17 protein-coding genes, 1 pseudogene and 1 riboswitch are annotated in these 22,738 nt (G+C 30.2%); of the genes and pseudogenes, 1 reads left to right on the top strand and 17 read right to left on the bottom strand.

What is annotated here, in order from left to right; genetic code table 11:
• Positions 1 to 533: 533 nt before the first annotated feature.
• The 4 genes from L3B96_RS22455 to L3B96_RS22440 form a co-directional block, all read right to left on the bottom strand.
• The gene (locus L3B96_RS22455; RefSeq protein ID WP_238948632.1) at positions 534 to 1,679 is read right to left on the bottom strand and encodes a mannitol-1-phosphate 5-dehydrogenase; all 1,146 of its coding nucleotides are present in this window, start codon (positions 1,677 to 1,679) and stop codon (positions 534 to 536) included.
• Position 1,680: 1 nt separating this feature from the next.
• Positions 1,681 to 2,121, bottom strand: coding sequence for a PTS sugar transporter subunit IIA (locus L3B96_RS22450; protein WP_011967596.1), 441 nt, complete (start codon positions 2,119 to 2,121; stop codon positions 1,681 to 1,683).
• A complete protein-coding gene (locus L3B96_RS22445; RefSeq protein ID WP_238900626.1) occupies positions 2,121 to 4,172 on the bottom strand; it encodes a PRD domain-containing protein in 2,052 nt (683 codons plus the stop codon). Before L3B96_RS22445 ends, L3B96_RS22450 begins: the two co-directional genes overlap by 1 nt.
• Positions 4,173 to 4,709: 537 nt before the next feature.
• Complete coding sequence (locus L3B96_RS22440) at positions 4,710 to 6,116, bottom strand: PTS mannitol transporter subunit IICB (protein WP_238948631.1); 1,407 nt, start codon at positions 6,114 to 6,116, stop codon at positions 4,710 to 4,712.
• Positions 6,117 to 6,465: 349 nt separating this feature from the next.
• Here L3B96_RS22440 and L3B96_RS22435 point away from each other — a divergent pair, with 349 nt between their 5' ends.
• Complete coding sequence (locus L3B96_RS22435) at positions 6,466 to 6,951, top strand: MarR family transcriptional regulator (RefSeq protein ID WP_238948630.1); 486 nt, start codon at positions 6,466 to 6,468, stop codon at positions 6,949 to 6,951.
• A gap of 185 nt (positions 6,952 to 7,136) precedes the next feature.
• Here the strand turns inward: L3B96_RS22435 and L3B96_RS22430 are convergent, their stop codons facing one another.
• The 13 genes and pseudogenes from L3B96_RS22430 to L3B96_RS22370 all read right to left on the bottom strand — a co-directional run.
• Entirely contained in the window at positions 7,137 to 8,273 is a 1,137-nt protein-coding gene (locus L3B96_RS22430; RefSeq protein ID WP_077303830.1) for a PLP-dependent aspartate aminotransferase family protein, read from the bottom strand.
• 33 nt (positions 8,274 to 8,306) lie between these two features.
• Entirely contained in the window at positions 8,307 to 9,455 is a 1,149-nt protein-coding gene (locus L3B96_RS22425; RefSeq protein ID WP_238948629.1) for a PLP-dependent aspartate aminotransferase family protein, read from the bottom strand.
• Between the two features lie 137 nt (positions 9,456 to 9,592).
• Positions 9,593 to 9,710: riboswitch (SAM riboswitch) on the bottom strand.
• Positions 9,711 to 10,071: 361 nt separating this feature from the next.
• Positions 10,072 to 11,343, bottom strand: a complete 1,272-nt coding sequence (locus tag L3B96_RS22420; protein WP_238948628.1) for an ABC transporter permease — start codon at positions 11,341 to 11,343, stop codon at positions 10,072 to 10,074.
• Positions 11,334 to 12,071, bottom strand: a complete 738-nt coding sequence (locus L3B96_RS22415; protein ID WP_275297320.1) for an ABC transporter ATP-binding protein — start codon at positions 12,069 to 12,071, stop codon at positions 11,334 to 11,336. Before L3B96_RS22415 ends, L3B96_RS22420 begins: the two co-directional genes overlap by 10 nt.
• Before the next feature lie 5 nt (positions 12,072 to 12,076).
• On the bottom strand, positions 12,077 to 13,513 hold the full coding sequence (locus L3B96_RS22410) for an efflux RND transporter periplasmic adaptor subunit (protein ID WP_238948627.1): 1,437 nt from the start codon (positions 13,511 to 13,513) through the stop codon (positions 12,077 to 12,079).
• Between the two features lie 430 nt (positions 13,514 to 13,943).
• Positions 13,944 to 15,149: a CapA family protein gene (locus L3B96_RS22405; RefSeq protein ID WP_238948626.1), complete on the bottom strand. Its 1,206-nt coding sequence runs from the start codon at positions 15,147 to 15,149 to the stop codon at positions 13,944 to 13,946.
• A gap of 248 nt (positions 15,150 to 15,397) precedes the next feature.
• Complete coding sequence (locus L3B96_RS22400; RefSeq protein ID WP_238948625.1) at positions 15,398 to 16,399, bottom strand: LacI family DNA-binding transcriptional regulator; 1,002 nt, start codon at positions 16,397 to 16,399, stop codon at positions 15,398 to 15,400.
• A gap of 385 nt (positions 16,400 to 16,784) precedes the next feature.
• On the bottom strand, positions 16,785 to 18,275 hold the full coding sequence (gene malQ / locus L3B96_RS22395) for a 4-alpha-glucanotransferase (RefSeq protein WP_238948624.1): 1,491 nt from the start codon (positions 18,273 to 18,275) through the stop codon (positions 16,785 to 16,787).
• 154 nt (positions 18,276 to 18,429) lie between these two features.
• Entirely contained in the window at positions 18,430 to 19,329 is a 900-nt protein-coding gene (locus L3B96_RS22390) for a carbohydrate ABC transporter permease (RefSeq protein ID WP_039772678.1), read from the bottom strand.
• Entirely contained in the window at positions 19,329 to 20,195 is an 867-nt protein-coding gene (locus tag L3B96_RS22385) for a sugar ABC transporter permease (RefSeq protein WP_017209786.1), read from the bottom strand. Before L3B96_RS22385 ends, L3B96_RS22390 begins: the two co-directional genes overlap by 1 nt.
• A 108-nt stretch (positions 20,196 to 20,303) precedes the next feature.
• A complete protein-coding gene (locus L3B96_RS22380) occupies positions 20,304 to 21,617 on the bottom strand; it encodes an ABC transporter substrate-binding protein (protein WP_017209787.1) in 1,314 nt (437 codons plus the stop codon).
• Between the two features lie 369 nt (positions 21,618 to 21,986).
• On the bottom strand, positions 21,987 to 22,250 hold the full coding sequence (locus L3B96_RS22375; RefSeq protein ID WP_017209788.1) for a GIY-YIG nuclease family protein: 264 nt from the start codon (positions 22,248 to 22,250) through the stop codon (positions 21,987 to 21,989).
• Between the two features lie 210 nt (positions 22,251 to 22,460).
• Positions 22,461 to 22,738, bottom strand: a pseudogene (locus L3B96_RS22370) (phosphomannomutase/phosphoglucomutase); the annotation flags it as partial.

The raw sequence follows: 22,738 nt of genomic DNA, 5'->3' as shown, positions 1-22,738 counted from the left end.
GAATTTGTCCTGTGAATCACTTCACAGTTTTACCAGTCGTTTACGGTAGTGCGATACCGTGGGGCACCCGCCGAAGTTTCGATACTCCCCAACCTCGTCGACGTAAATGAAACTCCAAATCTTCGATTTGGATAGTTGAATTTACTCAGCGAACGAACGTGAGTCGAGTTTCCTTTAAAAAGATTTCATTAGCTATTCGCGTAGCTTATATCAAAGCTTACTATTAACTAAATTCCTTTTATAAAAACCAACCCTGTAAAAATTCACTTTCAACTAAATTCCACTTAGTCCTGGCGCTTTTTATTGATTTTAAGAATTTCTTTCTTCTCCATTCATCACCTCTGTTTTCTTTATTTATGCCTCTTTGACTATTTTATCATATTATTTTCAATTGTCTATATTTATATATATATTTTATTATTACTTTTTGGTTACAAAATCATCTTCAGATAATTAATTATTAATATGTTAAATCACTAAAAATTATTAATAAAATATTTAAGGTGGATAATTATCCACCTTAAATGAGCTTTCTATATTGCTAAAACGTCATTATATGCCTTTTCTATCTTTTCTAATAAGTCATTATCATCGATATTAGCAACTTCTGCTATAGCTCCTTTTACGCCCTTTTCTTTTATTAATTCTTGTAGTTTTACACTTTGTGTATCTTCTTGATTATTGTAGTGTAATGCTGCACCTACTCCTAGTAATAAATTGTCAACGCTTAAGTCAAATCCTCTAGCAGTCATTAATGGTTTTATTAATCTGTCGCTATCACTTAATTTTCTAAGTGGTTCTCTTCCAACTCTTGATACATCATCTTTTAAGTAAGGATTTTTGAATCTTCCAATAATCTTATCTATATATTTGAAGTGAGCTTCTTTATCAAATTTATGCTTTTCTACTAAGCCCATTCCACTTTCTGTCATTGCTTTCTTAACAACATTATATATTTTTTCATCAGCTATACTTTCATCTATTGTTCCATAACCTTTTAAATTTCCTATATATGCTGTAATTGCATGACCAGTATTTAATGTGAATAGCTTTCTTTCTATATAAGCCATTAAATTATCTGCTAAATTCATTCCTTCAATTGCTGGAATACTTCCTTTGAATGCTTTTTCTTCAACATTCCATTCATAGAATTTTTCAACTACTACATCTAGAATATTTTCACTCTTAACTGGTGGAACAATTCTATCTACAGAGCAATCTGGGAATCCAACAAATTCTTCTAAATAAGCTTTTTCTTCTTCGCTTAGGCATTTTTCAACTTCTGCTTTTAATTGAGAACTTGCTTTTATTGCATTTTCACATGCAATTATATTTAATGGTGTTTTGATTCCTGCTTCTTTTCTAAGTTGTATTCCTTTAGCTATTGTTGGAGCTATTCTTGGTAATACAACAAGACCTACTGCTGTTGTTATAATTTCAGCTTCTTTTATTTCATTTAAAATTTCATCGTTTATAGAAATAACTCCGCTTATGTTTTCAACTACTATTTCTTCACAATTTACATCCATTACATGTATTGTGTATTTTTTATCTTCATTGATTTTATCAATTACTTCTTTATTTACATCAGCAAATACTACGTGATATCCTGCTTTTGAAAGTAATGCACCTATGAATCCTCTTCCTATGTTTCCTGCACCGAATTGAATTGCTTTCATATTACATTTCTCCTTCTTCTATAATCTCCATTATTTCTTCTGGTGTCTTTGCTTTTCTAAGTCTTTCAACATTTTCTTCATATTGAATAGTTAAAGCTATCTTTGATAATATCTCCATATGTTCATCGCCTTTTCCTGCTATTCCTATTACTATATAAGCAGTATTGCCTTCACCAAAATCTACACCATTAGGATATTGAGCTATAACTATTCCTGTTTCAAGTATTTCTTTCTTGTATTCATTCATACCATGAGGAATAGCAACACCATTTCCCATGTAAGTTGTAACTTCTTCTTCTCTAGCTTTCATTCCCTCTATATAATTGTCTTTAACGTATCCCCCATTAATTAAAAGTTTACCAACTCTTTCTATCGCCTTGTCCTTAGATTCTGACGCAACATTTAATACTATTCCTTCTTTTACTAAAATTCCTTTTTCCATTAGTCTTCCTCCTCGTTATTTATAATATTAATTAAATAATCTCTAATATCTATAGTGTTACTTAGTCTTAGCATTTCAACAAATTCTTTCTTTTCTATTAATGAAACACTTATTTTTCCAAGAATCTTAAGTATATAATTACTTTCAGTATTTCTTGCAAACATTACTATAAAGGTATCTACATCTTCTGTGGAAAATCCTATACTCTTCATAGATAAAGGTTTATTTATTCTATACACTCCTACAAATGGAGCAGTTATTGTATCACTTCTTGTGTGTATAAGGGCTACATGAGTTCCCGGAATTACAACATTTCCATTTTCCTCTCTCTTAAATATAAGATCCCTTATTACTTCTTTATCTGTTCCAATATCAATCTTGTGAATATCATCTACTATATAATTTATTAGATTAATAAATGAATCACTATCTGATTTTTTTAGCTGAAAATTCTTAACCATCGTATTGGCTAATTCATATTCATGATTTGTCACTGTATTGTCTTTTGTTTGAGCAAATAATTCTAGTTCTCTTTCATTATTACTAGCTTTAAAGTTAGAAATAAAATTACTTATATTCTCTATATCTACTTCAGTCATAAAGTGAGAAACAACAATCAGGTTATGCTTTGTTTTCAAGTTCACAGGAACAGTGGATAGGATTAAATCATATTTATTTTTATCAATTATACTATTAATGTCATGTAAAGATACTACATCAATAACATTGATTTCATTAAATATGGACTTTACTTTACTACAAAGTATTCTTGCAGTACCTATGCCACTTGGACATAAAACAAGTGCTTTTATATTCTTTGACATCGCCTGCTGCTTTTGCACTGCAACAGCAATATGCATTGTTATATATCCAACCTCTTCTGGAGGAATCTTAAAATTGTACCTAGAGAATATTAATCTGCAAGTATTTTTTATAATTTTGTATAACTCTGAATAATGTTCTTTTATTTCATTAATCAAAGGATTTATAACTTTCAATCCTAAATTTAACATATAAAATGTTTGTTTAAAATGCTGAGTCAAATCTCTTATTAACTGCTCATCCTTAGTAATATCAACATATATCTTTTTTGATATTTCCTCTGTAACTTCTTTAGCAATGTTCTCATAGTTAATATCTGATTCTATAAGATGCTTGTTGTTAAAAAAGTACTTGTAATCACTTAAATATAAACATAGGTAAACAAGTTCATCTTCACATATATCTATATTATTCTTTTGTAATAGGTTACCTAAATATTGTATTTTTCTATATTCCTCTAAAGATAATATACTATTTTTAATCTCTTGAGGTAAATATATAATTTCTCCATTTTTTGTCTTTTTTATAGATAGCAATACTTGGATAAACAAACTAAAGTATTTGACATCATTTCCTTTAAGATAGTCAAAATCTATATCTTTTAATATATCCTTTACTAATTGGATAGCTTCATTCCCAAAAACAATGTTAAACAAAGTTTTAACTATCGGATCAACTTTTTCATCATAAAGAAAAGCTATTAAATCTTCAAAAGGTTTAAAATCAAAGAATAACTCCACTAATGCATTTCTCTTGTTCCACTCTGATCCTTGAATACTTATCCCATAGCTACGCTTTCTAATCACACATAAATTCTTAGATATTAGCCTTTCTTCAATGTTGTCTATATCAAGGCTTATACTCCCCATTACAACATTGAACTTATGACAAAAGTACGAAGCTTTTAGTGGCTCATTACTAACTAATAGTTCACATATGATAACTATTTGTCTCTGTTCTTTACTTAATAGCCAAGGAATCGGAACCATATCTAATGATTTCTTTATCTCCTCTATATTTTCTTTATTACCTGAAATACTTAAATTCATATTTTCGTCATTAAATATAGTTATACTATTCTTCTTTAATCTTTTATTAATAGAAGAAAGTTCTCTTAAAATAGTTCTCTCACTTATGTCAAGATCTTTATGAAGCCGTTTTATATTAAAAGTTCCTTCATTTAATACTGTACTTAATATGAATTGTTGTCTAGGCGTTAAATTATTCATAATATCTCACCTGATTTATCTATTATTTTGTATATATTGATAGACTGATCATATCTATAACAATTAATTTTAACTTGAAGTAGAATCTTCAGATGTCATTAGATTTTGAATTTCTTAAATTCTTTTAAAAATAGATTTTCCTATTAAAGAAGATCCAATACACACATCTTAAATAAAACTGCTAATTTAAAGTTAATAACCCGTTGTATCATAAACGTTATCATCAGATCTACCAGTTTATCCAAAGTTCAAGCTGGAAGTCACTTTGTCTAAATAAAGTTTTATATAATAAAACCTCCTATTTAATTACTATAAATTATTGCTTCTTTCAATATATATATTACTCTATATGAAACATCCTTTCAATTCAAACAAGTTCAAAACTGTGATACATTTCTAATGACAAATTTAAAGTTTGACTTCATCCACTCTCATCTCTAATATTTATCAAATTAAAAAATGGCATTGGTAAATCAGTCCGTTTACCAATGCCTGTAAGTTATATTACTAAAATCTACTCTAGTTAATAGTCTTTTATTATTTTAATGTGTTAATAAACTCATCATACTTAGAACGATCTAAGAAGTTTTTAACTGTAATTATATTAGCAGTTCTAGCTGATTTTCTTGCTCTTTCAACTAAGTTTTCTTGAGTGAATACAACATCTGCTTCTTGTGGAATGCTATCAACTGATGAATGCTTAACTCCAACATCAGTGATTCCAGCATCCTTTAATGCCTTTTTAAGAATAGATTCTCCCATTGCAGAAGATCCCATACCTGCATCACAAGCAAAAACTATTAATTTAACATCAGCTTTTGATACATTAACTGCAGTTTCTGAAGCTTTTGCGCCTTTACTTTCTGCTTTCATATCTTTCATCTTAGCTTGAGCTTCATCAATGTCTTGTTCTCCATTATCTTTTGATGCCTTAAGAATTATTGAACCAACTAAGAACGATACAATTGCACCTACAACAACTCCTGCTAAAACAGATACATAGCTACCTTTTGGTGTCATAGCAAGTACTGCAAATATACTACCTGGTGAAGCTGGTGCTGCAAGTCCAGCATGAGTTAATACAAAAGTTAAATCTGCACATATTCCACCAGCTATTGCTGCTAATATTAATGCTGGTTTCATTAAAATGTAAGGGAAATATATTTCATGTATTCCTCCAAGGAAGTGAATTATTATAGCTCCTGGAGCTGATTGTTTTGCATTTCCTTTACCATAGAAAGTGTAAGCTAAAAGTATACCAAGACCTGGACCTGGATTTGCTTCAAGTAAAAAGAATATTGATTTACCAACTTCTTGTGCTTGTTGTATTCCAAGTGGAGATAATATTCCATGATTAATTGCATTATTCAAGAATAATACTTTAGCTGGTTCAATGAATATATCTATTAGAGGTAAAAGTCCCATATTTGTAACTATAGTAGCTAAACTTCCTAATGTGTTTGAAAAAGCTGTAACTACTGGTTCAATACAAGTATAACCTATAAGTGCTACGATTCCTCCAAAAATTCCAGATGAGAAGTTATTAACAAGCATTTCAAAACCTGTTGGAACTTTTCCTTCTAGGAATTGGTCAACTTTTTTAATTACAAATCCACCGAATGGTCCCATGATCATTGCTCCTAAGAACATTGGGATAGAAGCACCAATTACAACTCCTGTTGTTGCTATTGCACCAACTACTGCTCCTCTTTGACCATATACCATCTTACCACCTGTATATCCAATAAGTAATGGTAATAAGTAACTTAACATAGGGCCTACCATTTTACCGAAATATTCATTTGGAATCCATCCTGTTGGAATGAATAAAGCTGTAATTAACCCCCAAGCAATAAATGCACCAATGTTAGGTAATACCATACCGCTTAAAAAACTACCTAATCTTTGCACGCTTCCTTTAAGAGACGATTTGTTAGTTTCCATAATAAAACCTCCATCTATTTTTATTTATATAATTTATTATTAGTTCTTTCATTTACTATCTTAAACTATGAAGAATACCTTTTCAATTTAAACAACTTCAAATTTGAGTTACGTTTTCAATGACAAATTTAAAGTTAATGTTAAACTGTTGAAAATACATGGTTATAGCCTAAAATGATCGAAAAGAAAGCATACTTTTATTATCTTTACAAAACAAAAAAATATACTTAGTAAGTGTTTTTAACCTATTAAGTATATTAAATATTACAATAATCCTTATCTATTGTCTTCAATTTATCAATAGTTTATAATTTACTAATATACCACCTCAGGAAGGATTTGTTTTAATATGGAAAAAGAAAATTTATTTAAAGTTGCAGATTCCTTAATTAACTTTTTATGGATTATTCAAAGTAATATATTCAAAGTACAAGATATATCTAAAATTTTTCAATCATTATATGAAAATAATAAACAATGCTGCTCTGATTTTTCTATTCCTCCTTCACACGCCAGAGTTATATTCTATCTTTTTCACAGTAATTCATCTCCTATTTCTCAAATAGCAGATAATATAGGTATATCAAAATCTAATATGACTCCAATTATAGAAAACCTCATTAATTATGAACTAGTTAATAGATATCCAGATCCTAATGATAGAAGGATTCTTAGAGTTGAACTAACACAAAAAGCTTATGATTTACTGAATTCTCTTCGTAATGCCATCTGCAGCTCTTTCTCTGAAAAAATTTCTTCTCTTTCTGATGATGAAGTAATTACGTTAGATGATTCCATAATAAACCTTATAAATATATTAAAAAAATTAAAATAACACTTATCTAATCACTTGCTTACATAAAGGATATTTTTTAAATTATAATATCTCGATTAATTCTATTTCTTTCATTTCACCAAATTTAATCGAATTATTCCTCTAATCAGAAGCATGAAAAAAGGATGATTATATAAATCACCCTTTTTCATAAACTTTTATATATAACTTATCTCTGTAATTTTTTATTTCTCCATTGCTTCTCTAAATGACTCTATTAAATCATCTATATCTTCTAACCCTACGGATACTCTTATCAATGTATCTGTTATTCCAAGCTCTTCTCTTTCTTCTTTGGGAATTGAAGCATGACTCATCTTAGCTGGATATGAAACTATAGTTTCAACACTACCCAAGCTAACAGCTACCGCTACATTCTTTACATTATTTAAAAATATTTTTGTTCTTTCAAATGTTTTGAATTTAAATGATAATACAGCACCTGCTCCATCGGCTTGTTCTAAATGTAGTTCTCTTCCCTCCATAGAAGGTAATCCAAGATAATATACCTTTTCAACTTCTTCTCTTGATTCAAGCCATTCTGCTAGCTTTTGAGCACTTTTTTGAAGTGCATCTAGTCTAACTTTTAATGTTTTGATACCTCTAACCAAAAGCCACGAGTCTTGTGGTCCAAGTACTGCCCCAAAAGTATTTTGTATTTGATAAACTCTATCTCCTAATTCCTTTGTTTTAGTTACAACAAGACCTGCTATAACATCGCTATGTCCTCCAAGAAACTTAGTTGCACTGTGAACAACAATATCTACTCCTAGTTCAATAGGTCTTTGCAGGTATGGTGACATAAATGTATTATCCACTATAGTTATTGCTCCATTTTCTTTAGCTAATTTGCTAGCTGTTCTTAAATCTATAACTTTTAGCAGCGGATTTGAAGGTGTCTCTAAATAAAGCCCTTTAGTATTTTCTTTAAATGCTTTTTCTATCTCTTCAATATTTGATGCATCTACAAAAGTGAATTCTATATTGAATCTCGAGAATAATTTTGTAGTAGCTCTATATGTTCCCCCATATACATCTCCACATATTATAATATGATCTCCTGAAGAGAATATTGATAGTACAGAGCAAATAGCTGCCATTCCTGATGCAAATGCAAATCCGCACTCGCCACCTTCAAGTTCTGCAATTAATTTCTCTACCACATCTCTGGTTGGATTACCTGATCTTGCATAATCGTATTTTCCGAAGTTTTCTATATCAAATTGGTGAAATGTTGATGTCTGATATATTGGAGTGCTTACTGATCCAGTTGTCGGATCTATATCCCCACTTGCATGTATTAATTTAGTTCCAAAATTCATATTTAACGCCCCATTCTATTTTAATTATAAATTTTATTTTCCTATAGCATTTTCTAAATCCTTTAGCAAATCTTCTATATTCTCTATTCCTACTGATAATCTAAGCAGATATTCATCTACTCCAAGTCTTTGCTTAATTTCTTCCGGTATCTCTGAATGTGTTTGAGTAAATGGATATGTTATTAATGTCTCTACTCCCCCTAGGCTCTCTGCAAATCTTATTACTTTAACTCTTTCTAAAATCTTGGCAACTAATTCTTTTTCTTTTACTCTAAAAGATAATGTTGCTCCAAAACCTGTCGATTGTTTCTTATTTAATTCATAGCCTTCAAAACCTTCTAGACCTACGTAATACACCTTTTCTACTTTAGGATTACCTTCTAAAAACTTAGCTATCTTAAGTGTATTCTCTTGTGACCTTTCCAACCTTATATGTAAAGTCTTTATACCCCTTAAAATTAACCATGAATCAAAGGGAGATAAAGTTGCTCCTGTTGACATGTGAATTCTTCTTAATTTTTCTAATATTTCTTCATCATTTGCTACTATGAACCCTGCAAGTAAATCATGATGCCCACCTAAAAACTTTGTTCCACTGTGAACAACTAAATCTGCTCCTAGTTCTAGTGGTCTTTGATAGTACGGAGTTAAGAAAGTATTATCCACAATTAACAGTAAATTATTTGTTTTTGTTATTTCTGCAACTGCTCTTATATCTGTTACCTTCATCATAGGGTTAGATGGAGTTTCTATAAGTATTGCCTTTGTATTTTCTTTTATAGAATTCAATATATTTTTAGTAATTGTAGTATCAACGAAGGTAGCTTCTAATCCAAAATCCCTAAAAATATCATCAAACAATCTATATGTCCCACCATATAAATCATCAGATAAGATTATATGATCTCCAGACTTAAATAAATGTATACAGGCTGTAATTGCTGCAACTCCTGAAGAAAACCCTATCGCTGATTTTCCGCCTTCTAAAACAGCTAATGTTTTTTCAGCTTCTTCTCTAGTTGGATTTTGAGCTCTTGCATAATCATATCCTGTGCTATTATTAAGGCCATGATGTTTAAATGTGGCAGACTGATATATTGGAAAACTTATAGCACCTGTTTCTTTATCTCCACCTGATACTCCACTGACTGCAATTGTTTCAAAAGATTTTTTTAAAGTCATTATTTTGCCTCCTTAAATTTGCTTTGCTTAATGAATTACTTATTGCTAATACCAGAGATAATATTAATAAAAAAAGCCACTTCCAAAACAAGAAGTGACTTTATAGTCATATTATAAGTTCTACAAAAACTTAATTCCTCTCATTTTTCAAGATATTCTCTTGCAGGATTTAGCACCAACGAAAAAATTTATATATAAAATCTTTCAGGTTGCCGGGCTTCAAAGGGCCAGTCCCTCCACCGCTCTTAATAAGATTAACTTATCCAGATATTTTTTTGTTAATACTAATTATACATAGTTACAGAAACTTGTCAACAATTATTAGTAAAAATATCGACTTTCTATGTAATTAAATTATGAAAGTTTCATTCCTACCTTAAGACTTCTTCTAAATAAAAAAACAGATAGATATTTTAACTCTTAATAAAATATCTATCTTCACAAATTTAACCTTCATAACACTAATCATATTTTGCATATACATTTTAAATAATACAATTCATTCTTTATAGAATATATAATTTTTACTATTCACTAGTTTAAGGTGAACTTCGATGAATTAAACTTCTTTAGGATATATGTGTTTTATTTTTTATCTACTACTTTTTCATACTGCTTACTCATATCTTAAGGCTTCAATCGGATCAAGGCTAGCCGCTTTTTTAGCTGGATAATATCCAAAGAACACACCAATCGCCATTGAAAAAGTAAAGCTTATTAAAATTGTTGGAATAGATATCGATATTGGTGATTTTAATACTATACATGCAATTATTCCCATCCCAATTCCAAGTATTATACCAATTGTTCCACCAATGGTGCATATTATAACTGATTCAATTATAAATTGCATCTTTATGTGACTACTTTTAGCACCGAGAGCCTTTCTTGTTCCTATCTCTCTTGTTCTCTCTGTAACAGATACGAGCATTATATTCATTACTCCTATTCCTCCTACAAGTAATGCTATAGCTGCAATTACAGATATCCCCATAGATATCATACCAAGCACTGATGTTATTTCTGCCGCATCAGCTTCATTATTCTGAACCATTAATGTCCAATTCTTATTATTCTTGTACATCTTATTCCCATACTTTTGCATATCGCTAACTAATTTCCCTTTGTCTATCCCCATTTTAGGGACTACAGTAAAATACTCAAAGTTTTTATTTTTTTGTAGTGCTTTTTCAGTTGTTATAGGGATATATAAAGAAGTTCTTCTGTCCTTTTCTGATGTAGAACCTTCACCCATTCCAAATAATGATGAATTTTCATATTGATATACACCTGCTATAACATATGTCTGAATATCATCATTTGCATAGACTTTAATTTCTTTACCTAACGGATCAGTTCTTCCCTTAAAGATATTATTAACAAGCTTATCAGAAACTATAGCGACTTTAGAATTTGCTTTAACATCCCTATCGGTGATAAATCTTCCACTAATTAGTTTCAAGTTTTTAACCTGTTTGTATCCTTCATTTACTCCTGTGGTGCTTACATTTGCATAAGAATATCCGTCTTTTACTTTTCCTTGTCCTAATTGTTCCTGTACACTTATACTATTAATTTTATCTTTAAATACTTCATTAAATGAATTTATCTGTTCCATTGTTATAAGATCACTATCTTCTGGCTGTTTACTAGTCCCATTCCCACTAGCAGTTCCGTCTTCTTTTTTTACCGCTATACCAATATCTATATTATTTGCACCCATTTTATCCATTTGAGATGATACGGTGGATGTAATTGCACTTCCAATCGAAACAATCCCTATAACAGATGATATTCCTATTATAATTCCGAGCATAGTTAATAACGAACGTATTTTGCTTGATTTTATACCTGCTATCGCAAGTGCTATATTCTCTTTTATAAACATAACTTTTCACCATTTTGAAACCTTCTAGTATATTTGTCGTTATGTTCTTCTGATACTATTTTCCCATCCTTCAATGTTATGATTCTCTCTGTTTCTCCTGCAAGTTCATAATTATGAGTTATAAAAACAATTGTCTTCTTCTCCATTTCATGTACCTTGTGAAATAAATCCATAACTAGCCTACCAGTTGATGAATCAAGTGCTCCTGTTGGTTCATCAGCAAGTATTATACTTGGATCATTTGCAAGTGCACGTGCAATTGCCACTCTCTGTTTCTGTCCACCTGATAGCTCATTTGGAAGATGCTTCATTCTATCTTCCATTCCAACAAGTTCGAGAAGCTTTTCTGCTCGTTCTTTTCTCTCCTGCTTTCCCATTCCATAATAAAGCATTGGTAACTCAACATTTTTCAAAGCTGAACTCCTCGGTATTAAGTTATAAGTTTGAAATACAAATCCTATTTTTTTATTTCTAACTTCTGATAATCCATTATCTGTTTTTTCACCAACATTTGTTCCACTTAAAATATATGTTCCGGACGTTGGCCTATCAAGTGCTCCTATAATATTCATTAAAGTACTTTTTCCCGATCCTGACGCGCCAACTATTGATACAAATTCGCCCTCTTTTATTGTTATATCTATATTTTTGAGAATATCTAATTGATTGGGAGTTCCAATATAAAAGCTTTTTACGATGTTTCTCATTTCTATTATATTATCATTCAAAAAACTCACCTTCCACTTATTCGAATTTTTTCTCCAACTTTATGAGTTGAAGGGTCATCAATTATGATAATTCCATCTGATATTCCTTCACCTGATATTTCTACACTGAAATCAGATTCAAGTCCTGTATCTACTGGTAACTCTTTAATTATATATTCATTTGGTTTTTCACTACTTTTTTCTGCAACATATATACTTTTCGTATCTCCACTTTCAACTATGCTATTAGATGCAACTGTATAAATATCAGATTTTTCATTTGTAATAATATTTATCCTTGCACTCATTCCTACCTTCATATTCTCATTTGTATCATCCACTTTAATTTTTGCCTCAAAACCTGCATCTGAGCTTGCTCCTTGAGACTGACTTTGTGAATTTTCAGATTGTGCTTGAGGTACAGATCCCCCTCCCTTTTTAGCAGCTGGACTAACACTTTCCACTTCTCCTGCAAAGGTTTCATCCCCTGTTGCATCTGTTTTTATTTCTGCTCTCTGTCCTACTTTAACATTAGCTATGTCGACTTCCTTAATTGGCACAGTTATTTCTATATTATCTAAATTTTCGATCTGAAATAAAACTCCATTTCCTGAATTTCCAACAACAGCATTTACATTTGTAACTATCCCATCACTTGTAGCCTTAATAGTGCAATCATCTAGCTGCTGTTTTTGCTTCTCAATCGCAATTCTCTGGCTTTTATTATTATAGTTTGTTTGTGCTGTTTCATAGTCACTTTTAACCTTATTAAGAGCTTGGTCAACTTTAACCTTAGCATTTTCAAGAGCTGTTTTTGCCTTCTCATAATCTGATTTAGCAGTGTCATAATCTATCTTTATCTTATTTAAGTCGCTCTCAGAAATTGCTTGAGCGTTAAATAAGGCTTTATTCTTATCATATATTTTCGCTTTATCATCAAGAGTAATTTGTGCTAAACTTAGTGTTTCTTCTGCATTTTTAATATCTGCATTTGAATTGTTATTATATAAATTCAATTCATCATTATATTCCTTTTGAGCTGAATCAAGCTGTGTCTTAGCATTAGCTTCAGTTGCATCTGCTGTAGCTGTAGCCTGTTCAATATCTTTTTCTAATCCATTTGAATCTAGTACCGCTAGAACATCTCCTGCTTCAACCTTATCTCCCTCTTTTACTTTTATCTCTTGAACTGGATTGTTTAAGGTACTGTATATGTTAGTCGATTCTTTACTTTTTATTTCTCCCAAAACATTAACACTATTTACAATCTTCCCCTTAGAAAGAACTGTACACTTTACTTGTGGAGCTGACTTAGGCATAACAAACTTTCCTATTATAATAGCTCCGACTATTATAAATATTGTACATATTAATATTACTTTTTTGCTTGGCTTCTTTTTTAGTTTCATCCCCTTAAGACTTATGCCCTTAGGTTTTAACTTTTTCATATCTAATTTCGGCATTTTTAAAACTTCCCCCTATTCTTAACAGCCTTTTTATCAATGTAATAGTAATTAACTAACATTGTCATATATAAGTTACTCATTAAGCACTATTAATTCTTACACTACCCTTGCAAAATTCCATTATATTGAATTTATGTAACTTTATCAATCTAATATTCATCAGTATATCATTAATGCTTTAACATAACCCTTAACAAAACATTAATTTTTCCTTAAATAAAACCTTAATATAAATCAGTTCCTGTCATATCACTTATATAATAACCTAAGTTTAATTATTCTTATATTGATAAACCTTACATTTACCTTTCAATTCTGTAACAATAATATGGCTAAAGACATATTATAAATAATTCCACTTAACATAAAGGCTGCTTCGAAGTAATTATTTCAAGGCAGCCTTTTATATTTATTGACAATAAAAACTCTATTTAATTTTAAAAAACTCATCGTTAATATTCCCATTTAGCGTCGGCGATAATTCATTTAATTTCCCTAATATTTCAGTCCTATTCTCACCACCTGCTAAAGTTGGAATATAATCATTTTTATCATTTCTTGAAGAAATCATTGCTGGAATTACTTTATACTCAAGACTAGATAATTTATCATCTTCAATATTAACTTTAATTTGAAGTATGAAAGTTCTTTTATCTGATGGATTGGAATTTCCTCCGAAGCAAAAGTTTCCCATAGAATATGCTATAAATTTCCCCTTATAATCTTCCATACTTTCAATTACATGTGGATGAGAACCAATAACTGCATCAGCTCCATTATCTATAGAAAATCTAGCTAAACTTTTTTGAACATCATCTGGTTCATATTTTCTCTCTACTCCCCAATGAAAGTATGGAATGACAACTTCTGCTCCCTGCTTTCTTAACTCACTAATATCGCTTATTATTTTAGATTTTAAATTATTAGAATATTCCCAACCTGTATACCCTAAAAATCCAAATTTTATTCCTTGAATATCCTTTAAGATTTTATATCCTTCACCACATATATCAATATTCTTTTCTTTTAAAGTATTAATCGTATCATTTATCCCTTGCTTTCCATAATCATAGATATGATTATTTGCTATCGCAACACCTTCTATTGATCCACTAGTAAGAATGTTAACGTATTCCTTAGGTCCTTTAAAATTATAAAATACTTCTCCATCTTTATGTGCTTTATCTTTGGAATCTGTAAATGTAGTTTCTAAATTCACTAATGTATAGTCATCTTTACTAAATACGCTCGATACATTTTGCATAAAATAAGAATAATTCTTTCCACTGCCTATAAACGCTGCTGGTAGGCTACCATCATAAGGGAATTTAGTGTCAGTCCCTAAAGTGAAGTCCCCTGCAAAAGAAATAACAATCGTTTTCTTTATTGGTTCTTTGAGTTGATTAGTTTTATAATTATCATCAATTGACTTATCAGTTTCTCCATTTACTTTATAGTTAGCTGTATTTTTTTTATTGCTTAATCCTTCTCTATACCTTAAATAGATTAAAGAACTAGTTAATACTAATATAGTTACCAATATAAAAGTTATATATTTAAAATAATTACTTTTTTTCTTCTTATCTCCTATGTATGTTTCTCCATGGCTGATCCTAGAGTTTTTATCATTCATATATAGACACCTAACCTTTTAGTTTTGAGTTATCTTTATACAAATGCTAACATATTATACATTTTGATTCTATATTTTATATGTAATACTCCATCTAAATCCAAACAATATTTGTTCATAAAATAATTCTTTTATTTAAAATGTATTTCTAATATTTAATGAAACCCAATAAGTGCTGATAAAGTTTTAACTCTCATCAATTACCTGCAACCATATGAACACATACTAAATTTAAATACCACATTTTGTTACTTAAACGATTCTCTTTTTACTAACTTAGTATCTATAATATAGTGATTTATCGCCGTATCATTATTTTCTAGAAAATCTATTAAAATTTTTGTAGCATAATACCCTAGTTCTTCAGATTTAATGTCAACTGATGATAATGATGGTATTTGAAGCTCCGCTAATGGACTATTATTAAATCCCACTACATCTATATTTTTAATTTTTCTGTCATTGAGTACCTTAAGCGTACCAAATGCTAGTACATCATCCTCTGCTATTATGGCTGTAGGAGTAATAATTTCTAACAATTTAATTGTTCCATCTATTCCTTCCTGTTCATTAAAATCATCCATAATCGCAAAATTTTTATCCTGTATTGAAATTCCGTTAATTTCGCATGCAACTTTGAATCCTTTAAATCTATCTTTTGTAACATTCCATTCCTTCTTTGCGCCTAGAAAAGCAATAGATTTATGCCCCTTCTTTACAAGTTCATTTACTAAATTGTAAGTAGCCTGAAAATTGTCATTATCAACCCATAGCAAATTTTCTGATTCTTCGGGCCTTCCTATTACTACAAATGGGAATTGTGTTTCCTTAAGATATTTAATACTTCTATCATCAGTTCTTGCACGTAATAAGCATATTCCATCAACTAAGTTACTTGTTATGAAATTATTTATATATTCCAATTCAGCTTTTTCATCCTCACTAAATGCATATGTAATATAATACTTTTTGTTTTGAGCGTATTTGCTCATTCCCTTCATAGCTTGAATAAAAAACGTATTAGTTATCAAGTCTTGAGCTTCATTAGGTAAAACCACACCTAATATTCTGCTTTTCTTATTTGCCAGGCTCCTAGCTATCGCATTTGGCTTGTATTTCAATCTCTTTATCGCATCTCTAACTCTTTCCTTAGTTTCTTCACTTATCTGTGAACTATCTGATATAACTCTCGATACAGTTGATGGAGATACATTCGCTTCTCTTGCTACTTCCTTTATTGTAACTTTCATAACTTACTCCTATTCTCAATAATAAATTACTTATAAAGTTTACTAACATAAAAACATCTTAATCACATTCTAATATACTATCTTTTTAGGAATAATCGCTTAATGACAGTAAAAACTTATATATGTCACGCTTTATAACTATTTTCCTCTAATAATTTTAATATTAACATACTTAAAATAATGTTACAATTGCCATATATCTGGTTTTATTAAACAACAATCAAATAATCTTTCTTTCTATTACTGTGAAGTATAAACTTAAGCACACATCTAATTAACAAGTAGATATGTAGCTAATCTCCACCATAATTAATGAGTATATATTATTGCAGAGATTATCTTTCATATAAATTATCATTATCCTTTACTTTTGCTATAGTACCTCCTAATTATCACACCTTCCATAAGTTCTAGTGATCTGATGAATTTTTTCTGCTAATTGATCTGTCAATGCATCTTTCCTCACTCTCCAACGCCAATTATTCCCCAATGTTGAAGGCAAGTTAATTCTGGCTTCATTTCCCAAATCCAAGAAATCTTGCATTTGTGCCATGGAAATATTCGCGATACTGCTCCAAGCACCCCTAATAAATCCCCAGTTATACCCCTCTTCTTTATTTAGACCTAAATACGTTATTGCTCTTTGAACTTCTTCTTTAGGTGCTGTTTTTTCAATCCATCCTCTTACAGTATCATTATCATGTGTACCAGTATAAACTATAAAGTTCTTTTCATAGTTATGAGGTAAAAAAGGATTTGAGCTATCTGAATCAAATCCAAATGTCAATATCTTCATTCCAGGAAACCCTGTATCATTTCTAAGCTTTATTGTTTCTTCAGTAAGTGTACCTAGATCTTCTGCAATTATGTTAACTTCACCAAGCTCATCTTTAATTGCATTGAAAACTTTTATTCCAGGGCCTTTAACCCATTCACCATTTTCTGCTGTTAGATCTCCATAAGGAATAGACCAATATGATTCAAATCCTTTAAAATGATCTATTCTAAGTACATCATATAAGTTCAAACTTTGTCTTATGCGATCAACCCACCATTTATAGTCCGTTTTCCCCATATAGCACCAATCATAGATTGGATTTCCCCATAATTGTCCTGTGGAAGCAAATATATCCGGTGGACATCCAGCAACTTTTAATGGTTTTAGTGTATTTTTATTAAGTAAGAATGCTTCAGGATTCCCCCATACATCAGCACTGTCCTCTGCCACATATATAGGCATATCTCCTATTATTTCAATTCCCAAATTATTAATATAGGCTTTTAAATTATTCCATTGTTTATAGAACTCATATTGCAAAAACTTCCAAAATCCTATTTCATCTTCTAATAAGATTTTATACCTATTTATTGCCTCTGGTTTTCTTAACCTAATGTCTTCATCCCATTCATACCAGCTCTTCAAATCAAAATGTTTTTTTACTGACATATACAATGCATAATCATCAAGCCAATAGGCCTCAGCTTCTTGAAATTTAATTAAATCCTTATCTTGTCTTAATTTAAATTTTTCGTATGTTATTTTTAATACCCTTAATTTTTCTTTAAAAATCAAACCATAATCTATATCCTCTGAACTTTCCCCAAAGTTCACTGAATAATAATCGCTCTCATCTAAAAATCCATCCTGTCTTAAAATATCAAAATCTATAAAATATGGATTCCCAGCAAATGCCGAGAAAGATTGATATGGTGAATCTCCAAAACTTGTAGGCCCTAGCGGCAGTATCTGCCAATACTTCTGACCCGCCTTTTTTAGAAAATCTCCAAATTTATATGCTTCTTTACCAAATGTCCCTATTCCATACTTTCCTGGCAGAGAAGCAATGTGCATTATTATACCACTACTTCTATTCATATATTCCTCCTAATTTCCAACGTTTGTTTTAAATTTATTTCTATAACTAATCTCTATTTTCTTCATGCTTAAAGCAACCGCTTGCGCAAAGAAACATATTAATCTACATTAATAAGAATATAGTAACCATAGCCAATATACGCTCTCTTAATGACTATTTTATAGATCCTTGAACAATACCTGCAATGATATGCTTTTGAACAAAGAAATAGAATATGATTATTGGAATTATTGCTAAAATTAATGCTGCCATTGCTAATTCCCATTGTTTTGAAAATGCTCCGAAGAAATTGTTCATAGCTAATGGTATAGTATTTATCTTTCCGTTTATAGTTAAAAATGGTAGCAAAAAGTCATTCCATATCCATATGCTATTTAAAACTGCAACTGTAACAGTAATTGGCTTTAATAATGGCAATAGAATTTTCATATATGTCTGCCATTTACTGCATCCATCTATAGTTGCCGCTTCTTCGACTTCTTTCGGTACTCCTTTAATGAAACCATGATATAAGAATATGCTCATGCTAACCCCAAACCCTATGTACATAAAAATAAGCCCATAGTGTGTTCCTAGCATTTGAAATGGTCCCAACTGGATTTTTGCCATCCATTTTACAAGTGGTATCATTACTGCTTGAAATGGAACAATCATTCCCGAAGTAAATATATAAAATATTATCTTACTCTTTCTTGACTGATCCCTTACTAACATCCATGAAGCCATTGATGAAAAAAGAATTATTAGTACCACACTTCCTATAGTTATTATCATAGAATTTGCAAATGAACTTATTATACTCATTTTTTTCATAGCATCTAAATAATTCTGAAAATTCCAAGTGTCAGGAAGACCAGTTGTGTTTGAAAAAATCTCTCTTCTTGTCTTAAATGAATTTATAAGCATCAAGTAAAATGGTGTCATATATGCTATCAATAGTAACCATGAAAATACTTCTAATAGTTTTAATCTGCCAGTATAACTATCTAGTGTCTTTAGCTTTTTATTTACTTTAACTTTTTCTATGTTATTAACAACTTTACTTGGCTCCATTATACCTCTACCTCCTTTTTCTTATTAAAGTAAACTTGAGTTAAAGAAATAGTAGTTACTAGTACAAAGAATATAATAGCTTTTGCTTGTCCTATTCCCATATTGTTCACAATAAACGCTTCATTGTAAATATTTAATGCTAACATTTCAGTGGTTTTCATTGGTGTAAGTGAAAAATTTAAATCAAATAACTTAAATGAATTTGCTAAAGTTAAGAATAAACAAATTGTGACCGCTTGTCTAACCATAGGTATTGTTATATTTTTAAATGTATGCCACCCATTAGCTCCATCAATATGCGCTGCTTCTATTAAGTCAGTCGGAACATTTTCAAGAGCTGCCACATAAATAACCATTATATATCCAGCATATTGCCATGTCGAAACGATTAGCATTGCTAGCATTGCCGTAGTTGGAGCTTGTAAAAGTGATGTTGAAAGTGTTGCACTTCCCAATGCTTTACCAACTCCTGTAAATACTGAATTAAACATAAATTGCCATATAAAACCTAAAATTAATCCTCCTATTAAGTTTGGCATAAAGAATCCGGTTCTTAAGAAACTACTAGTTTTTAATTTTCTAGTTACTATATACGCTAGTCCAAACCCTATTATATTTATAGTTATTACACTCGCAATTGTATATAACACTGTTATCTTTAGAGAATATATAAATTGTACATCTTTAAAGATTCCTGTATAATTTTTTATTCCAACAAAATCATAATGAGGATTAGCACCATTCCAATTTGTAAATGTATAATATATACCTATTATAAATGGAATTATTACAACCATTGTCATAGCAAATAAAGCTGGTCCAACAAAAATCCAAAAATCTTTAATATCTCGTGATTTCTTACTCATACACTTACTCCTTTCTTAATAATAGTTAGCTCTATCTTATAATTTAAAATACTTATACAAAATTCATGAGGAGGTATTAATCCCCTCATGAATAAATCTTATCTAATATTATTTAGCTTTTGTAGCATCTTGAATTCCTTGTAACATATCTTTCTTCGCTTGTGGCCCCATATCTGTATTAATAAATTTAGAGAATAAAGGCGCTAAGCTATTCTTGTTAAATCCATCTGGTAGATTAGTGAATGCCCAAGGAAGAGTCTTTCCTTCTTTGTTATATTCAGAAATTGATTTATTTAATTCATTATCACTTTCAACTGTAAAGTTTGTAAATGCTGGAATCATATTCATATCCTTAACTAATGCCTCTTGACCTGTTTGACTTGTAACCATCCAATCTAAGAATTCTTTAGCTTCTTTATTAATTTTAGAATCTTTATTTACTACCCAATACATTGGAACACCTACTGGAATAGATCCACTCATTTTTGGATCATTATTAATTGCAAGTGGTGCAAATCCCATATGGAACTTCTTATTTGGATCTTCTAGCTTTTGTAAATCTCCAGCAACCCAGTTACCTTGATGTAAGAATGCAGTCTTTCCAAGTGCAAAGTTACCAACTTGAGTACTATAATCTATAGTATCTAGACTCTTTCCTCCACCATATTTACAAAGTAATTCAACTAAGTTCATCCACTCATTAAATTGCTTATTATTAACTATATCTGCTTTGCCTGCAAGATAGTCCTTTGTAAATTGAGCTGGATTATCTTGAGTTGCAAGTGGTATATTAAATGTATGGTTACCAGTAACCCAGAATTCCTTTGTTGTATAAGAAACAACATTATCAAGTCCTAATTCCGCTTTTTTACTATCTAATGTCTCAAACGCTGCTTTTAATTTATCAAAGGAATCTAGAGATTTGGGATCGATACCAGCCTTGTCCAAAATATCTTTATTATATAACAAGCCATACCCTTCTGTTGCTGCTGGCATTCCATATACTTTTCCGTCGATAGTTACTGTATCTAGTGTTCCTTTAACAGCATTTTTAACCCAGCCTTGATCGCTTAAATCATCAATTTTATGTTTCCAAGTTTCATAATCTCCAGCTCCTTGAATCATAAATATGTCTGGTTCCGTACCCTTTTGAAATTCTGCCTTTAACGATGCGCCATAATCAGCTCCACCGCCCACTGAAGTAACTTCGACTTTTACACCTTTTTCCTTTTCATATTTCTTAGCAAGTTCTTGAAGTGCATCATTAATTTCAACCTTTAATTGATATACTTTAATTGTTTTTCCACTTCCAGCATCGCTTGAACTTTGTGAACTTGCTCCTGATGAGCTTCCACATCCAACCATAGTACCTGCCAATAATGTAGAAGCTAAAATTGTTGATAATATTTGTTTTGTTTTCATTTAAATACCCCTCCATTAAAATTTTGTTTAACATTCTAAATGATTTTCAAGAATACCAAACATATATTTATATAACACATACCAAAAAATTTATTTAAGCATGTATGTTAATCACTTTCTTTCGCAAACGATTGCGAAAGTTTTAAAAAAATGCAGTCTTTTTAGCATATCAAGCTATCCAGACCCTATTTGTTAACCTTTTCTCAAGTAAATCTACTTCTTAATGATATAAGTATATCAATCAAAGAAAACTTTTACAAATTATATTATCCTTTGTTTTTGATTAAATTTGATGGCTTTTCTATATTTTATTACCATTTACTCAATTATAGGCCGCTTTATAAAAACGGTTGCATAAATTCTTCTCATTCATTCATACCTATTTTCGGCTTTATACGTACTTATTAATATTAACTTATCTTTTCTTGTTAACTTTTTTATTTCATATTCTCTTTTCATTGCATCTTTTCTATTTTCAAACACTTCATGATATACTAATTTAACTGGCCCTCTTCCCCTTGTATACTTTGCTCCACATCCATCCGAATGCATTTGGATTCTTTTTCTTAAGTTATTTGTCCATCCTGTATAAAGTGTTCTATCTGAACATTCTACAATATACACATAATTCATTTCGCTCTCCAATTCCAAAAAACTTATATTAATCTATATATATTTTATAATGCAAATAATCATAAGACAATTTATATTTTCATTGTCCTATGATTATTAACAATTTAATAGTTTCACACAATATAGTATTATTTAAAATCGGTTTATACTTAAAACATATGTTAAATTTCTTTTATCTCATTTATCTTAGATTTATAATCTTCTATTTTTTTAACTGTCTCCAAAAAATGCATTGCTAAAGTTATCTAAGTTCAAATCTTCATATTTTCTTAAAAATGGCATTAATCTTTCTAATATTTTATTAATGGAGTTTTCAGAATCTGATTCTATATTTAATGGCAGCACAGGCTCATGCAGCGATAATCTTAACAATAACCAGCCATCTCCATTTTCTTTATCGCAATTTATCTTTATTCCTTCATAATTTTTAGGTTCAATAGTCCATCCATTCACATGATCTACATATTTCTTCAAGCCTTCTATTATCA

This window comes from Clostridium sp. YIM B02569 (genome assembly GCF_022320765.1).
In the GTDB taxonomy this organism is placed as follows: domain Bacteria; phylum Bacillota; class Clostridia; order Clostridiales; family Clostridiaceae; genus Clostridium; species Clostridium beijerinckii.
Note: the sequence above shows the minus strand (reverse complement) of the source record. Positions and strands in the feature narration are given on the sequence as shown.

Excerpts from the sequence above, each read along its gene's own strand:
- L3B96_RS22455 (WP_238948632.1), bottom strand. The coding sequence starts at position 1,679 with ATGAAAGCAATTCAATTCGGTGCAGGAAACATAGGAAGAGGATTCATA.
- L3B96_RS22450 (WP_011967596.1), bottom strand. The coding sequence starts at position 2,121 with ATGGAAAAAGGAATTTTAGTAAAAGAAGGAATAGTATTAAATGTTGCG.
- L3B96_RS22445 (WP_238900626.1), bottom strand. The coding sequence starts at position 4,172 with ATGAATAATTTAACGCCTAGACAACAATTCATATTAAGTACAGTATTA.
- L3B96_RS22440 (WP_238948631.1), bottom strand. The coding sequence starts at position 6,116 with ATGGAAACTAACAAATCGTCTCTTAAAGGAAGCGTGCAAAGATTAGGT.
- L3B96_RS22435 (WP_238948630.1), top strand. The coding sequence starts at position 6,466 with ATGGAAAAAGAAAATTTATTTAAAGTTGCAGATTCCTTAATTAACTTT.
- L3B96_RS22430 (WP_077303830.1), bottom strand. The coding sequence starts at position 8,273 with ATGAATTTTGGAACTAAATTAATACATGCAAGTGGGGATATAGATCCG.
- L3B96_RS22425 (WP_238948629.1), bottom strand. The coding sequence starts at position 9,455 with ATGACTTTAAAAAAATCTTTTGAAACAATTGCAGTCAGTGGAGTATCA.
- L3B96_RS22420 (WP_238948628.1), bottom strand. The coding sequence starts at position 11,343 with ATGTTTATAAAAGAGAATATAGCACTTGCGATAGCAGGTATAAAATCA.
- L3B96_RS22410 (WP_238948627.1), bottom strand. The coding sequence starts at position 13,513 with ATGCCGAAATTAGATATGAAAAAGTTAAAACCTAAGGGCATAAGTCTT.
- L3B96_RS22405 (WP_238948626.1), bottom strand. The coding sequence starts at position 15,149 with ATGAATGATAAAAACTCTAGGATCAGCCATGGAGAAACATACATAGGA.
- L3B96_RS22400 (WP_238948625.1), bottom strand. The coding sequence starts at position 16,399 with ATGAAAGTTACAATAAAGGAAGTAGCAAGAGAAGCGAATGTATCTCCA.
- malQ (WP_238948624.1), bottom strand. The coding sequence starts at position 18,275 with ATGAATAGAAGTAGTGGTATAATAATGCACATTGCTTCTCTGCCAGGA.
- L3B96_RS22390 (WP_039772678.1), bottom strand. The coding sequence starts at position 19,329 with ATGGAGCCAAGTAAAGTTGTTAATAACATAGAAAAAGTTAAAGTAAAT.
- L3B96_RS22385 (WP_017209786.1), bottom strand. The coding sequence starts at position 20,195 with ATGAGTAAGAAATCACGAGATATTAAAGATTTTTGGATTTTTGTTGGA.
- L3B96_RS22380 (WP_017209787.1), bottom strand. The coding sequence starts at position 21,617 with ATGAAAACAAAACAAATATTATCAACAATTTTAGCTTCTACATTATTG.
- L3B96_RS22375 (WP_017209788.1), bottom strand. The coding sequence starts at position 22,250 with ATGAATTATGTGTATATTGTAGAATGTTCAGATAGAACACTTTATACA.